This window comes from Herbaspirillum sp. Her3 (assembly GCF_057961275.1).
The window spans coordinates 5078094-5093865 of sequence record NZ_CM176328.1 but is presented as its reverse complement, the minus strand read 5'-3'; the positions used below and the strand labels follow the sequence as shown (position 1 = coordinate 5093865).

Sequence of the window (15772 nt, the reverse complement as noted above, 5' to 3'; positions counted from 1 at the left end):
CTTACTTTAGCCATCGACGTAACGCGCGCGCAATTCGCCGCAGCACGGAGGGATCGCTTGCTGCCTCACTCAGGGCCCTTTGTCCCGCGGCGGCGATGCCGCGTAGCTGCGCCTCAAGCTCCAGTACACGTTGCTCCAGTTCGTCGCGCGTGGCCAGTTGATACAACTTCGACATGCACGAGTCGAAATGAGTGAGCGTCTGCTCTAGCCCGATTTGTGGCAGGGCGTCAAAGAAACCGCTCAGCGCACGCTGGACGTTTTGCATGTTGGGACCGGTCTTTTGCGCGATCAGTACATAGTCGTAGCCGACGCCTAGCAACGCGTCCGACAGCAAAGGAACGAAGTGATCCGTACGTTCGCGGCCATTGATGAACAAGATACGGCTGGACTCAAATCCGGCGTCGCGAACGAGGAAGTCTAGCAACTTGGGCGGGATCGGCCGCATGTGTGTGGGATCGACATAAAATTCGCTTGCACCGACCAACAGATTCTGCGGGTTAGGTGTTTCCAGCATTAGTATGCCGCGCGGTTTCAATGCCTGCGCGCAGCGGCGCATGAATTGCTCAAGGTCGGACGGCGCAATATGTTCGACCACATGAAAAGCGCTGATCATGTCAACGCTGTGCTCAGGCAGGCTGTCGAGATATGATCTTGCGTCCGCATGAATCACGTTCAGGCCACGCTGCTGGCAAAGGGTGATCATTTCTGGGTCGCTGTCGACGCCAGTAGCGTTCCAGCCTTCCTGCTGCATCAGCTCCAGCCATTCCCCGCGTCCCGATCCTATGTCCAATGCCACAGGCGCTTCATTGTGCAGTGCTCGCAACGCAGTGACCAGCGGGCGATGTATTTCCAGCCGCTTTGCAATGTCTTCGCGCGAGCCCCTCATTTCATTCTCGAATTGCAAATACGACATTTGATTCATGGTGTTCTTTCGTCGACGGGGGCCTGCCCACGCAGGTGTGTCTGTAAAGGTCAAGGTTTTTCGTCCCGGCCGGTCCTCACTGACCGTGGCTGAAGAAGACTGGCTTCCCGCTTTTCTTGTTATGCACATATTCGAGCGTGTCGCTCAGCATGTTGTGGATCTCCTGCAGATCGTCACCGGCATCAAGCTTTTGGAGCTCCATTCGGTGTTGGTGACTGAGGACGGAGAGAGCCCGCCACGTTGCCCAACACAAGGGGTTTAGCATGGGAATGCGTGCGACAAATTTTCGCGCGCGTGCAAGCAGCAGCGGCGGAGAGGGCGCAGTATCGTTTTCTGCAAGGATGTCGCGCGCTTCTGGTGAAGCCAGCAGGGACATCAGCACGTCCAGGCGAGTTGCCGTGCGTGTCACAAGCAACATTTGCAAATGTCTGAATCCGGCCGGATCGGGTACTCTTCTGAAGATAAGCTGGTAGCACAGATAGATGAAGTCATCATCCAGGGGTGTCCATGCAAGTCTGAACGAGCACATGCGGTTGCGCTTGCTCAATGAATCCAGACGGTGTTCCAAATATTGCTCGCTGCGGCTCTTGCGGGTTAGTCGCTGCCCATTGAACAATGACGCAATGATCTCCCGCTGCACTTGTTCTAGCGGTGTTTCATTCTGGTGGCCGGATTCTCCGGCTGGACGTGGTGCCTGCATCATGGCTCCTCGATGGGGGTTGATTCAAAGGCGATCGGCAGTCGGCATAGTCCGGCTACCACGTCGTTTGGCGATTGGTAGATCTCGAAGATGGCAGCCTTGTCCCACCAATCGTAATTTGAGACGACATGCGATCTGGGATCGTGGGCCGCAAGGCTGATTGAATAGCTCCCCGCCCCGATCCCTAGATCAGCGATAATGAAGTTCGCCCGAATACGTGAGCCTTCACGCGTGGCATGAAGGTTTTTCTGCAGCATTTCCGTATTCGTACCCAGGATGGTGTTTCCGAACATGTCTCGGATGGATAAGCCGAGCGTGAATTCTCCTATTGCCGCCGTGCAGCGCAGGTTGACTTCGATGGACATGCTGCCGCCGGCAGTGAAAAGACGGGTGACCTTGCCGTCTTGCAGCAGGCGCAGCGACTCTATCACGACCTCTTGCGTGCCTGAGCGCATGCCACGGCCAGTGGCTGCGTCGGGCTTGGTCAATCGGTTGAGCTCGGTGCTGGCGAGCATGGCGTTGTAGTAGTCCAGCACTTCGTCGGGCGAACCCTCAAATTCGACGGTGCCGCGATTGAGCAGCAGTGCGCGGCGGCAGAGATTGCGGATGGCGCCCGGATCATGCGAGACGAACAGCAGGCTGGTTCCCTGGGCCGACATCGAACGGATGCGGTCGAAACATTTGTGCTGGAAATAGGCATCGCCCACGGAAAGCGCTTCGTCGACAATCAATATGTCCGGACGGCGGGCAGTTGCCAAGCTGAATGCCAACCGAACCTGCATGCCACTGGAATAAATACGCACTGGCTTGTCGATATAGTCGCCAATTTCGGCAAATGCCTCGATTTCCGGCATCAGCCTGTCCACATCGTCACGAGAGTAGCCCAGCAACTGTCCCGCCAGGTAGACGTTCTGGCGACCCGTAAAGTCAGGGTGAAAGCCAATTCCGAGTTCGAGCAACGGGGCGATGGAACCAACAGTGCGTATTTCTCCTTCAGTTGGACGAGTAGTGCCAGTGATCATCTTGAGCAGGGTACTCTTGCCTGCGCCATTGAGGCCGATGATGGCCAATGCGTCACCGGATTCCAGGCCGAAGTTGACATCCTTGATCACCCACCTCATTTGATGATGTTTTTTGCTGCGCGGATCCATCCATTCCAGCAATCTTGACCAGCGGTTGGGATATTGCTTGTAGGCCTTGCCCAGGCCAGTGACATTAATCGTTCCCATCAGAGTTCATCCACCATTTCGCCCGCGTGCTTGCGGAACATACGATAGCCCAGCACGCAAAACAAGAGCGCCAGCATGCTCGTCGGCAGCAGGCTGCTCCAATCTGGATACCGTCCCTCAACCAGGATGGTCTGGAATGCAACCAGCACCGAACTCATAGGATTGAGTTGCATGAACGGCCGCGACCATTGCGGGAGTATGGAGGACGGATACACGATAGGCGTAAGCCAGAACCAGAAAGTAAGGAACAGCGCGAAGAACTGACCGACGTCGCGAAAAAATACGTTGAGTACACCAAGCAGAATACCCATCCCTGCCGCCAATGCGATCATCACAGCCAGTACAGGAAAGATCGCCAGGAATACCAGTCCGGGGAAATTTCCCGAAAAGATCAAGAATAGGGTAAACAGGCCAAAGATGATGCTGAAGTTCAAGCATGCGGTGATAATCAGGGTCACTGGCAGGCAAATGCGCGGGAAACTCAGTTTTTTGAGCAGGTTGGCATTTTCGATGAACACAATGATCGCCCGGTTGACGATTTCGGTAAACAAGCCCCAGGTGAGAATGCCCGCGCATAGGTAGATGCTATAGGCGAATCCGTTCGTGGCGGCTCCGGGCAGGCGAGCATGCATGACTTGCGAGAACACGACGGTATAGACGAAGATCATTGCAACAGGGCTCAAGATGGCCCATGTGCCACCGAGTAGAGAGTTCTGGTATCTCGCTTGAAAGTCGCGTTTGACGTTGCCGAGTATGAAGCCCCGGTAATCCCATATGATTCTTAGCATGGTCGTGGATATTGTCCTGTGCGGTGATGAGGTGTACGGTACTGCGGCCGTCAAGTCAGCTCAAAGGGATGTTTATTGATATGGTATGTCAAGGCCGGTCGATGGGTTGGCGCGATAGAACCACGAACAGCCTTCCTGCACGAGACTGACGCGCAAGTGATAGCGGCTGGTCCAGAAAGGAGGCTCTACCACGATCGGCCTTGTTACCGAATCGCCGGGCTGTAGCGGCATGGTCAAGGGCGTGCGCACACCATCACGGATGACGCGGTCATTCTTGTCCAGCCATTGGTAACTCAGGTTGACCGTTCCCTTTCCCGAGTAAGGGGTGAAGGCGACATCAGACAGGTTATGCACTTCGATGTCAAAGCGCAGTGGCGCATCCGGCCGCAGCGAGGTCCAGAAGTTCTCGGGCCATATGCGTACGCCATGAGCCGAGACCAGGCTCAACTTCGCTTTCGGATGCGTGAGGCAGGCTGGCTCCGTCTGGGCCAGTTCAATGCTCGTTGGCTGCAGCAAATGCGAATAGCTGGCGCTGACGGCGATGCGCGACCAAATCATCAGCGCCATGACCGCCACGGTTGCAACACACAGCACCTTCCAGAGGGTGCTTCGGGTGGCTGCAGGTGCATACTGACCGATAGCAAACGGAAGTACGAACAGGAATATGTTGGCAGCCTTGAGGTAGCCCGTATGGTGCATCATGACGGTGGGTCCGAATGCCGAATACAAGCTGATCGTTGCCAGCATGGCCAGATTGAATGCGAGCAGTTCGGCGCCGCATGCCGAGCGGAACTGTTTTGCACGCCAACCGAGGAACACTGCTTTGACCAGCGCAACACCACTGGCGATGCACAAGGCGATATAACCGACCAACAAGACCGCTTGCACATGTGCCTCCACAGGGCGAACCAGCAAGGGGTGCTTGCCCGACAAGCTCAACATTAGGTAATGCCAAGTCGAGGCGAGCGGGACTCCCAGGATCCCTGCCGCTTGGGATGACGGGCTCACGCCAAAATGATGCGTCAAGTAAATTTGCCATATGGCTGCCAGCAATGGGGCTGGCAAGTGAGGCAGGCAGCGCCAGAGCATTGCACTCATACGGAGGGGCTGTCCGCTTTCTTGGCGTACTTTTAAGATCGACAGCAAATGCATCCCGACCATGGCGGCCGGTACCAGCACGTAGATTTCTCGAGACAGTGCGGCAAATGTGATGGCTACCGAATACATCCACAGGCGCCTTTCGAGAAGCGCCAATATGGCAAGGATGAGTAAGGCGTCGGCAGCGGCATCGGGTAGCCCGTTGAGCATGGTGATCTGCGTACCGAAGCCCAGCGCCCAAACCAAGCTGACCAGCGGGGAGATTCCCTGCTGTGAAAAATGGCGGGCGGCCATTCCGGCTGCACCCAGCACCAGCAACAGAGTGGTCAGGTAATACAGGACCGGAGATACCCAGGACTGGAAGGTCATCCGCGCGAGCAGATTGGCCAGTAGAGGCAGGCCAATGCGCTGATAACGGTAGGCAGGCGCGTCGAGATGTGCCGCTGTATCTTTGGTTGCAAAGATGTCATTGGCCATGTAGTAGTAAAACTGGCCATCCCAGCCGCTCTCATTGGGGCCGTACAGCTCAGAAAACCCATGCTGGCGCAGCTGCTCCGGTACGCCGAACATCTTGCTGGGCAGAACGTGTTGGCTGAAGTCTCCATGCAGCGTATTTGGCACGTAGATCAAAAGGACAAAAGCGCTGAACAAGGCGGTCAACGCCATCACCGCAAGCGGTCCTACACGAAGAAGAGAAGATTTCATCTGGGATGCGCCACCATTGCGTTGGCCTGAAGGCGGCACTTCCTGCAAGAGCAGGAAAGCAGCAAAGCGTTTTTGGGGAGAGAGGGCAAGAAGAGCTCTGTTTCCATCAAATGATCGGCGTGCCTGTTTTGTATGCTTGGACTTGTGCCGAGGGCGCTTGCAGAGGACTGCCGTTGATGAACCCTCAAAAAAGAGCGGCCGATTCTACCGTGGCTGGCTCCAAAGAGCAATTATGATGCCTGCCCTGTGACGGGACTGGTTCCATCGGTCCTTGTCGCTCAAAGCGCTGTAACAAATTTAAGCATTCATCTGAATTGTGAGGATTCTGAACTACAATCCCCGCTTTATATATTCACAAGCTCAGGGCATGCTGCCAACGTGTTGCTTGTTGGTAATGTGGAAAGATGATTGAAAATAATACAATAGGTTTGCGTCGCCTATTCATCTCATTAGTGAACACTATGGAATTGCTATGCGCGTTGCCTTAAATGCAACGTCACTGCTATCACCCCTGACCGGTATAGGCCAATACACTTTCCAAATTGCGCAAAGGCTGGCCGCGCGGCCTGACACAACGCTGGATCTGTTCTACGGCACTGTCTGGGACAAGCAAGTCCGGCAGGCACCGATGGCCAATATCGCTATGCTCAAGGCTGGATTCAAGCGTTTTGTGCCGTTTGCCTACGAACTCAAGCAGTTGGTTTCGCAATCGCGCTTTAGTGCCGGCGTGAAGGTGAGTGCACCGGATGTGTACCATGAACCGAATTTCATTGCGTTCAGATGTGACAAACCCTCGGTGATCACGGTCCATGACCTGTCGTGGCTCCGTTTTGCACACACGCATCCTGCCGAGCGGGTAAGGGCAATGGAGCGTTACTTCGAGCCAGGGTTGCGCCAGGCATCGATGGTACTGACCGACTCAGAGTTCGTCAGAGGCGAGGTAATTGACACATTCGGCATCGCGCCCGAGCGGATCGTCGCCGTTCCACTTGGCGTGGAAGCCATGTTTCAGCCGCGTACCGAACTGCATTGCCGACCTGTGCTGCAAGCCTTGTCGCTTCGCTACCAAGGCTATTTGCTGGCGGTCGGAACGTTGGAGCCGCGCAAGAATCTGGGCGTGGCGCTGGAAGCGTTCGCTCAGTTGCCGAGGACCACGCGTCAACGTTACCCCCTGGTGCTTGCGGGCATGAAGGGCTGGCACACCTCAGCAATGGAACGCCAGATGGCGTCGATGGTTGCTGCGGGCGAGGTTCGGCTGTTGGGCTACCTGCCGCGCGAAGACCTTGCTCGTATTACCGCCGGGGCAATTGCCATGGTTTATCCCTCGATCTACGAAGGCTTTGGGTTGCCCCCCTTGGAGGCGATGGCTTGCGGGGTACCGGCGATCGTATCGAATGTGTCATCGTTGCCCGAAGTGGTCGGTGATACTGGCTTGATGGTTGATCCGCATGACGTTAAGGGCATCGCCACCGCCATGGGCTGCATTATCGAGGATTGCGCCTTGCGGACAAGGTTGGCCGGGATGGCATTGAGCAGGAGTCGGCAGTTTTCATGGGATCGTTGCGTCGAACAGACGCTGGACGTTTATCGTCGTGCTTTGGGGTGATCTGATACGCAGGTTCAGAACGAATTGACAAGGAAATGGTTTGAATCCAGCAATACTTCACGTCTATCGTACCTATTTCCCGGATCCGCCCGGCGGGCTGCAGGAAGCCATCCGGCAGATTGCCTTGTCTACCACTGCGCTTGGTGCTCGCAATACCATTTTCACGTTATCCCCCCGGCCTCAGCCTCAAGTGCTCCAGCGTCCGGAGGCCACGGTGGTGCGCTGTCGGTCCTGGGCCGCGCCAGCATCCTGTGATCTCGGGAGTGTTGAGGCCTTTCGCGAATTTGCCGCGCGTGCCCGTCAATCGGATGTGGTGCATTACTTGTTCCCTTGGCCCTTCATGGACGTCATGCACGCTATCGCGCAGCCGGAATGTCCGGCCGTACTGACCTATATTTCCGATGTGGTGCGCCAGCGCTGGCTCAATACTGCTTACGGACCATTAATGCGGCGCACGCTCGATAGCGTGCGCTTCATTGTCGCCAACGCGCCCTCCTATGCGGCCACCAGCCCGATCTTGTCGCAGCCTGGAATTCGTGAAAAAGTACGCATTATTCCGCTGGGTATTGAAGAAAGCTCCTACTCCAAGGCGGGAGACGACCATATTCTTTCCCGATTGGGCGTAGAAGATGGTGAGCCGTATTTCCTCTTCATCGGGGTGCTGCGCTACTACAAGGGCTTGCCTTTCCTTATCGAAGCAGCGAAATCGCTCAAGGCTAAAGTGATCGTGGCTGGATCTGGACAGGAACTGGGGAGATTGCAGCAGCTTTCCGGGCAATCCGGGGCTTCCAACGTCATCTTTGCTGGACAGGTCAGTGAGGCCGAAAAGGTTGCCTTGTTGCAACGCTGTCATGCGCTCGTGTTGCCTTCGCATCTGCGATCCGAGGCCTACGGTATGGTGCTGGTGGAAGCCGCTATGTTCGGCAAGCCGATGATCTCCTGTGAAATCGGCACAGGTACCTCTTTCGTCAATGCCCATGAAGAAACCGGCCTGGTGGTAGCGCCGCAATCGCCAGCGGCGCTGCATGGCGCCATGCATGCCATGCTGAACGAAAATCAGCTGGCCGCGCGAATGGGCCACGCTGCACGACAGCGTTACGAGCGCCTGTTTTCTGGAGCAGCCCTCGGACGGGCTTATCTTGACTTGTTCAGCGAGGCTGCCAGCACGTGATACGTCCAACCCGGCTGCTACGACAAGCATTTCAGCGGCCTCAATAAAAAGCTATCATGAGTGGGCAATTTGATAATAGCGCTGCCAATATAAAATGAAACGCCTGTTCGACTTCAGTGCCGCGCTTGTTGCCTGCGGCGTATTTGCTGTACCGATGCTGATCATTGCGATCTTAATCAAGCTTACCTCCAAGGGGCCGGTGTTGTACTGGTCCGACCGGGTAGGAAAGCAAAACGAAATCTTTCGCATGCCCAAGTTTCGTACCATGAATCTGGGCACGCCTGTGATCGCCACGCATCTGTTGAACAATTCGATTTCGTATCTGACGCCTATCGGTAGTTTTCTGCGTAAGTCCAGTTTGGATGAATTGCCGCAGCTCTGGAGCGTCCTGCGGGGCGATATGTCGCTCGTCGGCCCCCGTCCTGCACTTTATAACCAAGCGGACTTGATCATGTTGCGTACCAAGATGGGCATAAGTGAACTGCAGCCGGGACTGACGGGTTGGGCACAGATCAATGGGCGCGATGAGCTCCCCATTCCTGTCAAGGTGCAGTTCGATGCGGAATATCTGCAAAAACGATCTTTCCGGTTCGATTTGCTGATCCTGTGGCGAACCGTAAGGAAGGTGCTCAGGAGCGATGGTATAACCCATTAATTGGCGGTGCTTTCCAGGCAAGTTCAATAACCCAATGAAAGACCTACAGCAATGAAACATCGCGTTCTTGAGCTGCCGCGCCTGAACAAGCAGGCCATAGCCGCCTTGGCCGATATATGCATGTCGTTTATGGCGACCTGGATTGCCTTTTCCCTGCGACTGGACACGGTGCATTGGCCGGAAGGCTACCAGTGGCACGTGTACCAGCTTGCTCCGTTGCTGATGCTGCCCATCTTTGTGCGTCTGGGACTATACCGCTCAGTGTTTCGTTATACCGGTATTGTGGCCATCGTGACCATTGCCAAGGCGGTGGCGATTTATGGGGTGGTCCTGTTTTTCCTGTTGGTCTGGTTGGCGTTGCCCGGTGTACCCCGCTCTCTTGGCGTATTGCAACCCCTGCTGGTGTTGGTGCTGGTCGGCGGTAGTCGAGCTTTTGCGCGGCTCTGGCTGAGCCGTGTCGATTCCTCTCGCAGACATTTGCGGCAGTCGCGGTTGCTGGTCTACGGTGCCGGCCAACTGGGCGCGCAAATTGCGGAAGCGATGGAGCGCCGCCACCAATTGGTGCTTTTCGGCTTTCTGGAAGACGACCCCGAGCTCTTCGGCAAGACCATCAATGGCCGGCGCGTCTATGCTGCCAGTGATGCCGCCTCCCTCATCGAGGCTTATGCGATCACGGACGTGCTGTTGGCATTACCGTCGATCAGCCGTACGCGACGCAAGGAGATCATCGAGAAGCTACGTCCTTTCCACGTGCATATCCGTTCCGTCCCGGACTTGGCCGATCTGGCCCAGGGTAAGGTTACCGTTGCCGACGAACACGAGCTGGACATCTTGGACCTGCTGGGACGTGATCCAGTGCAACCCAATCCCACATTGATCGGCCGCAATATCACCAACAAGGTGGTGCTCGTTACGGGTGCGGGGGGCAGTATCGGTAGCGAGCTGTGCAGGCAGATTCTCGATTCCGTGCCCAGCAAGCTCCTGCTGCTTGACCACAACGAGTACAACCTCTATGCCATCCACCGGGATCTGGAGCAGCGTCTGGCGCGACTGGGCGTCACTACCGAATTGGTTCCGCTGCTGGGAAGCGTGCGCAATTACGCGCGGCTGACGCACATCTTTCGCACATGGCATCCGCGCACCGTCTACCATGCGGCGGCGTACAAGCACGTTCCTCTGGTGGAACATAATCCCGTCGAAGGGATTATCAACAATGTGTTCGGCACCTACTACGTAGCAAGGGCAGCGATTGAAAATAACGTTAGCGACTATGTGTTGATCAGTACCGACAAGGCCGTGCGCCCCACCAATGTCATGGGGGCCAGCAAGCGGTTGGCGGAAATGATCCTGCAGTCGTTATCCGACACGGAGGCACCGCGGTTCCTCGACCAGCCTCGCAATGCTCCGGGTACACGCAATACCACGCGCTTTTCGATGGTGCGTTTCGGCAACGTGTTGGGCTCCTCGGGCTCGGTGGTTCCCTTGTTCCGTGAGCAGATCAAGGCTGGTGGCCCCATCACTGTGACTGATCCGGAGGTCACCCGCTATTTCATGCTGATCCCCGAAGCAGTGCAACTTGTGTTACAGGCTGGTGCGATGACCGAAGGCGGGGATGTGTTCGTGCTTGACATGGGGGATCCGGTCAAGATCAGTGACCTGGCGCGTCGGATGGTCGAGCTGTCCGGTATGACCGTTCGTGACGAGCACCGCCCGGATGGCGACATCGAAATCCAGGTGATCGGTCTGCGCCCGGGCGAAAAGCTGTATGAAGAATTGTTGATTGGCGAACAACCCCGACCGACTGCCCACCCCCGTATCATGACGGCGCACGAAGACTTCATCGCATGGGACAAGCTAAGCGCTGTGCTGGAGCAACTGCGCGCTGCATTGGAAGAGAATGACATTGATACCATCCGATCAGTGCTACACACCGCAGTGACCGGATATCAACCTGCGGCAGAGATCGTCGACTGGACTTTCATGGAACGCAAGCGTCAGTCTCTGCAGCGTTCGGAGGGAGCGCTGCGGCTCGAAGTGATCACCAAGTCCTGATTTCAACCTTCAATAAATTGTATAGGCACCCTCATGACCCAACTTTCCCAATCCATCTTCAAAGCCTACGACATCCGCGGCATCATCGACAAAACCCTGGACGACCAGGTCGCCTTCCAGATCGGCCAGGCCTTCGGTGCAGCCGCCCTGGCCAAGGGCCAGAAGAAGGTCGTGATCGGCCGTGATGGGCGCCTCTCCGGACCTTCTCTCTCGGCCGCGCTGGCCAAGGGCTTGCAGGCCGTCGGTGTGGACGTGATCGATCTGGGCATGGTCGCTACCCCCATGGTCTACTTCGGCACCCACGTGCTGGATACGCAATCGGGCATCATGGTCACCGGCAGCCACAATCCGCCGGACTACAACGGCTTCAAGATGGTGCTGGCGGGTGAAGCCATTCATGGCGAGACCATCCAGGGCCTGTACCAGGCCATCGTCAAGGGCGAATTCCCCCAGGGCGCCGGCAGCTACAGCACCCATGACATCAAGGCGGCCTACATCTCGCGCATGATTTCGGATGTGAAGCTGGCGCGTCCCTTGAAGATCGCGGTCGACTGCGGCAACGGCGTGGCCGGTGCTTTCGCTGGCGAAATCTACCGCGCCCTGGGCTGTGAAGTCACCGAGCTGTTCTGCGAAGTGGACGGCAACTTCCCCAACCACCATCCCGATCCGGCCCATCCGGAAAACCTGCAAGACCTCATCCGCTGCCTGCAGGAGACCGACAACGAACTCGGCCTGGCCTTCGACGGTGACGGCGACCGCCTGGGCCTGGTGACCAAGGACGGCCAGATCATCTATCCGGACCGCCAGCTGATGCTCTTCGCCGAAGACGTGCTGACCCGCAACCCGGGCAAGGAAATCCTTTACGACGTCAAGTGCACCCGCCACCTGGCGCCCTGGATCACCGCGCGCGGCGGCCAGCCGCTGATGTGGAAGACCGGCCACTCCCTGGTCAAGGCCAAGCTGCGCGAAACCGGCGCCCCGCTGGGCGGCGAGATGAGCGGCCACATCTTCTTCAAGGATCGCTGGTTCGGCTTCGACGACGGCCTGTATGCCGGCGTGCGCATGCTGGAACTGATGGCCCGCCAGAGTGATCCGTCGGCCGTGCTCAATGCCCTGCCGCAATCGGTGAGCACCCCGGAACTGCAGCTGAAGCTGCAGGAAGGCGAGAACTTCGCCCTCATCGGGAAGCTGCAAAGCGATGCCAAGTTCGACGGCGCCCAGGACATCATCACCATCGACGGCCTGCGTGTGGAATACGCTGACGGCTTCGGCCTGGCCCGTTCCTCCAACACCACGCCGGTAGTGGTGCTGCGCTTCGAGGCCGAGACGCCGCAGGCGCTGGAACGCATCCAGGGCGAATTCCGCAAGGTCATCCTGGCCGCCCGCCCTGATGTAACGCTGCCGTTCTAAGCAGCCGATGAGGTAAGATGCTGGCCCACCATTCAGTCAAGCCAACGTGGGTCAGCCTTGAAAATTCTTATCGTCCGTGTCTCCTCTCTGGGAGATGTCGTCCATAACATGCCGATGGTGGCGGACATCCATCGGCATTTCCCTGATGCACAGATCGATTGGGTAGTCGAAGAGGGCTACACCAGCCTGGTCGGCCTCAATCGGCACGTGCGCAAGATCATCCCCATCGCCCTGCGCCGCTGGCGCAAGACCCTGTTCTCGGCAGCCACGCGCGCCGAGATCGGCGCGTTCCGCCGGCAGTTGCGGGCCGAGCGCTATGACGTGGTGTTCGATACCCAGGGCCTGCTCAAGACCAGCGTGGTCATGCGCATGGCGCGCCTGGCGCCGCAGGGGCGCCGCATCGGCCTGGCCAATGCGACCGAAGGTTCGGGGTATGAGCCGGTATCGCGCATCTTTCACGATCAGAGCATTCCGGTTGGCATTCACACCCATGCGGTCACGCGCGCCCGATTGGTGGCGGCCGGTGCGCTGGGCTATCAGATGGAGGGCATGCCCGACTTCGCTTTGCGGCCGCCGGAGCCGGCGCGCTTTGGCTGGATGCCGGAGCAGCCTTATGTCGTTTTCTTCCACGGCACTGCGCGTGCGGCCAAGCAATGGCCGCAGGAACGCTGGGTCAGGCTGGGCCAGGCCCTGGCCGCGCGCGGCTTGCCGGTCCTGTTGCCCTGGGGGAGCGCCAGGGAGCAGGAAGCCGCCCGCCAGCTGGCCGCTGGTATTCCCGGCGCGACCGTGCTGCCGGCGCTGCCGATGATGCAGGCCGTGGCGCTGGTGCAGCAGGCGCGGCTGGTGATCGGGCTCGATACCGGGCTGACCCATATCGCCGCCGCGTATGGCAAGCCCACGGTCGAGCTCTACTGCGACTCGCCGCGCTGGAAAACCGAGGGCAATTGGTCCGACTCCATCCGCAATCTGGGCGACCTGGGTACCCCGCCTTCCGAGGAGGAGGTCTTGCGGGCCGCAGTGGACTTGCTGGACTGACCCGCACTGGTGCGGGAGCCACTTGGGCATATGTTGAAGCAGATCAAAAGCCCCGCTCAAAGCGCCAACTTTGCGTGAAGACCCGCGTGCGGTGGGCCTTCCCGGCACGATAGGGCAGGTGTTTGGGTCACACGGGCAGGGCGCTTGAGGGCATAATACGCGCCATGGAATCGCAAATTATCGAGATTGGCCTGACCGAATGGCAGGTCGACCACCCCAACCCGGAATGGATTACCGCGCTGGAAGCGGGCAAGGTGCTGTATTTCCCGCAACTGGCCTTCCAGCTGCTGGAGTCCGAGCGCAAGCTGCTGGATCCGTCCGTGCGCGCCCCCAAGTCGCGCAACATCAGCCTGGACGCGCGTGGCCATATCAAGGGCGCCGCTGGCGGGACCGAGCAGCAGTTGGCCCTGGCCGCCATGGTCGGACGCTTCCGCGAGCAGGCGCTGTCCCTGGTGCATACGTTGCTGCCCAAATACCGTGACGCTTTGCGTATCGCCCCCACCAGCTACCGTCCGATGCAGGTGGAAACGCGTTCGCAGTCCTGGCGCGCCGATGACCGGCGCATGCACGTTGATGCCTTCCCCTCGCGCCCTAATTATGGTGAGCGCATCCTGCGCGTCTTTACCAATGTGAACCCGGATGGCGTGCCGCGCGTCTGGCGGGTGGGCGAGCCCTTCGAGACCGTGGCCCGGCGTTTCCTGCCGCGCGCCAAGCCTTATGTACGCTGGCAGGCCAGCGCGCTCAAGGCGCTGCACGTGACCAAATCCTTCCGCAGTGAGTATGACCACCTCATGCTGCAATTGCATGACGGCATGAAAGGCGACATGCAATACCAGCAGGACGCCCAGCAAGTCGCCATGCCGTTCGCGGCGGGCTCGGTCTGGATCTGCTTCTCGGACCAGGCCTCGCACGCGGTCATGTCAGGCCAGTACATGATGGAACAGACCCTGCACCTCGCGCCGGAGCTGCAATACGATCCGCAGTCGAGCCCGCTGGCCATCCTCACGCGCCTGGTCGGCCATCCGCTGGTCTGAGATGCGGCTGCTGTATTCCTTCCTCTGGTGGCTGCTGCTGCCGCTGGTGCTGCTGCGCCTGTGGCGGCGCGGCCGCAAGGAGCCGGGTTACCGGGCGCACGTGGCTGAACGCCTGGGCTTTTATTCGCACGATGCGCGCCTGTCTGACCCACAGGCGCGTTTCATCTGGGTCCATGCGGTCTCGGTGGGCGAGACCCGGGCCGCCGAACCGCTCATCGACGCCTTGTTGCAGCACTATCCGCAGCATTCCATCTTGCTGACCTGCATGACAGCCACCGGCCGCGCCACCGGTGCCCAAGTGTATGGCAAGCATGGCCAGCGCGTGGTGCAAAGCTTCCTGCCCTATGACACGGGATGGATGTGTGCGCGCTTCCTGCGCCATTTCCGGCCAGCGGTGTGCGTGCTGATGGAAACCGAAGTCTGGCCCAACCTGATTGAGCAATGCCGTCGTCATCGTGTGCCGGTGATGCTGGCCAATGCACGTCTTTCCGAACGTTCGCTACGGCGCGGATTGCGCTTTGCCGCGCTGCTGCGCCCCGCGGCCGAGGCGATCGATGTGGTGGCGGCCCAGTCCGAGGCCGATGCCGAGCGCTTGCGTGCCTTTGGTGCGCGTCATGTGGAAGTGACAGGTAGTCTCAAGTTCGATGTCAAACCACCGGCCGAGATGGTCGAGCGTGGGTTGGCATGGAAGCGTGCGATCGGTGAGCGCAAGATCCTGCTTTGCGCCAGCACGCGCGAGGGCGAGGAAGCCTTGATCATGGATGCGCTGGTCGAACTGGGCCGTGCCGACTGGCTGACCGTGATCGTGCCGCGCCATCCGCAGCGCTTTGATGAGGTCGCCGCCATGGTTCGGTCGCATGGCTTGCGGATGCGCCGGCGAGCCGAACTGGGACAGGACGGCGGCTGGGATCAGGTCGATGTCGTGCTGGGTGATTCGATGGGAGAGATGTTCGCCTATTACGCGCTGTGTGACGTCGCCTTCATCGGTGGCAGTCTCTTGCCGCTGGGTGGGCAGAACCTGATCGAGGCGTTGGCGTTGGGCAAGCCCGTGCTGGTCGGGGAGCATACCTTCAACTTCCTGACCATTACCGACGATGCAATCCAGGCCGGCGCCGCCTGTCGCGTGTCCTCAGGCGGGCAGTTGTGCGTGGTCGCCGGGGAGCTGTTTGACGATGCGGCTCGTATTGCCGCCACGAGGGATGCAGCGACCCGTTTCGCCGAGGCGCACCAGGGAGCATCGCAGAAAACGGTAGGACTGCTCGCTGCTCTGCTGTTGAGAACCTGAGTTTCTCCTGCATGTTTGCCCCGGGGATCTCCATTGTTGTGGTCAACAGGAATCGTCCTGCGGGGCCTTCACCTCGCAATTG

General features: G+C 58.6%; 13 protein-coding genes. 8 read left to right on the top strand and 5 right to left on the bottom strand.

Annotated elements, in window-relative coordinates; translation table 11 throughout:
- Position 1 precedes the first annotated feature (1 nt).
- The 5 genes from ACVC5H_RS23175 to ACVC5H_RS23155 all read right to left on the bottom strand — a co-directional run bounded on the left by ACVC5H_RS23175 (position 2) and on the right by ACVC5H_RS23155 (position 5442).
- A complete protein-coding gene (locus tag ACVC5H_RS23175) occupies positions 2-922 on the bottom strand; it encodes a methyltransferase domain-containing protein (protein ID WP_489620063.1) in 921 nt (306 codons plus the stop codon).
- Between the two features lie 76 nt (positions 923-998).
- Positions 999-1625, bottom strand: coding sequence for a DUF4214 domain-containing protein (locus tag ACVC5H_RS23170; RefSeq protein WP_489620062.1), 627 nt, complete (start codon positions 1623-1625; stop codon positions 999-1001).
- A complete protein-coding gene (locus ACVC5H_RS23165) occupies positions 1622-2851 on the bottom strand; it encodes an ABC transporter ATP-binding protein (protein ID WP_489620061.1) in 1230 nt (409 codons plus the stop codon). The genes ACVC5H_RS23170 and ACVC5H_RS23165 overlap by 4 nt, the downstream gene beginning before the upstream one ends.
- The gene (locus ACVC5H_RS23160) at positions 2851-3639 is read right to left on the bottom strand and encodes an ABC transporter permease (protein ID WP_489620060.1); all 789 of its coding nucleotides are present in this window, start codon (positions 3637-3639) and stop codon (positions 2851-2853) included. Before ACVC5H_RS23160 ends, ACVC5H_RS23165 begins: the two co-directional genes overlap by 1 nt.
- A 72-nt stretch (positions 3640-3711) precedes the next feature.
- The gene (locus ACVC5H_RS23155; protein ID WP_489620059.1) at positions 3712-5442 is read right to left on the bottom strand and encodes a hypothetical protein; all 1731 of its coding nucleotides are present in this window, start codon (positions 5440-5442) and stop codon (positions 3712-3714) included.
- Between the two features lie 472 nt (positions 5443-5914).
- On the opposite strand from ACVC5H_RS23155, the gene ACVC5H_RS23150 reads away from it, so the two are divergent.
- The 8 genes from ACVC5H_RS23150 to waaA all read left to right on the top strand — a co-directional run bounded on the left by ACVC5H_RS23150 (position 5915) and on the right by waaA (position 15690).
- Positions 5915-7048 carry a glycosyltransferase family 4 protein gene (locus tag ACVC5H_RS23150; RefSeq protein WP_489620058.1) on the top strand — a complete coding sequence of 378 codons (1134 nt, stop codon included), beginning with the start codon at positions 5915-5917 and terminating at the stop codon, positions 7046-7048.
- A gap of 40 nt (positions 7049-7088) precedes the next feature.
- Positions 7089-8219 (top strand): glycosyltransferase, encoded by a 1131-nt coding sequence (locus ACVC5H_RS23145; protein ID WP_489620057.1) that lies wholly within the window; start codon positions 7089-7091, stop codon positions 8217-8219.
- 94 nt (positions 8220-8313) lie between these two features.
- Positions 8314-8874 carry a sugar transferase gene (locus ACVC5H_RS23140; RefSeq protein ID WP_489620056.1) on the top strand — a complete coding sequence of 187 codons (561 nt, stop codon included), beginning with the start codon at positions 8314-8316 and terminating at the stop codon, positions 8872-8874.
- 51 nt (positions 8875-8925) lie between these two features.
- Positions 8926-10926, top strand: coding sequence for a polysaccharide biosynthesis protein (locus ACVC5H_RS23135; protein WP_489620055.1), 2001 nt, complete (start codon positions 8926-8928; stop codon positions 10924-10926).
- A gap of 33 nt (positions 10927-10959) precedes the next feature.
- Positions 10960-12336, top strand: a complete 1377-nt coding sequence (locus ACVC5H_RS23130) for a phosphomannomutase/phosphoglucomutase (RefSeq protein WP_489620054.1) — start codon at positions 10960-10962, stop codon at positions 12334-12336.
- A 57-nt stretch (positions 12337-12393) separates the two neighbouring features.
- A complete protein-coding gene (gene waaC / locus ACVC5H_RS23125) occupies positions 12394-13371 on the top strand; it encodes a lipopolysaccharide heptosyltransferase I (RefSeq protein ID WP_489620053.1) in 978 nt (325 codons plus the stop codon).
- Between the two features lie 164 nt (positions 13372-13535).
- Positions 13536-14405 (top strand): Kdo hydroxylase KdoO, encoded by an 870-nt coding sequence (gene kdoO, locus ACVC5H_RS23120; RefSeq protein WP_489620052.1) that lies wholly within the window; start codon positions 13536-13538, stop codon positions 14403-14405.
- Between the two features lies 1 nt (position 14406).
- Positions 14407-15690: a lipid IV(A) 3-deoxy-D-manno-octulosonic acid transferase gene (gene waaA, locus ACVC5H_RS23115; protein WP_489620051.1), complete on the top strand. Its 1284-nt coding sequence runs from the start codon at positions 14407-14409 to the stop codon at positions 15688-15690.
- The last annotated feature ends 82 nt before the right edge of the window (positions 15691-15772 follow it).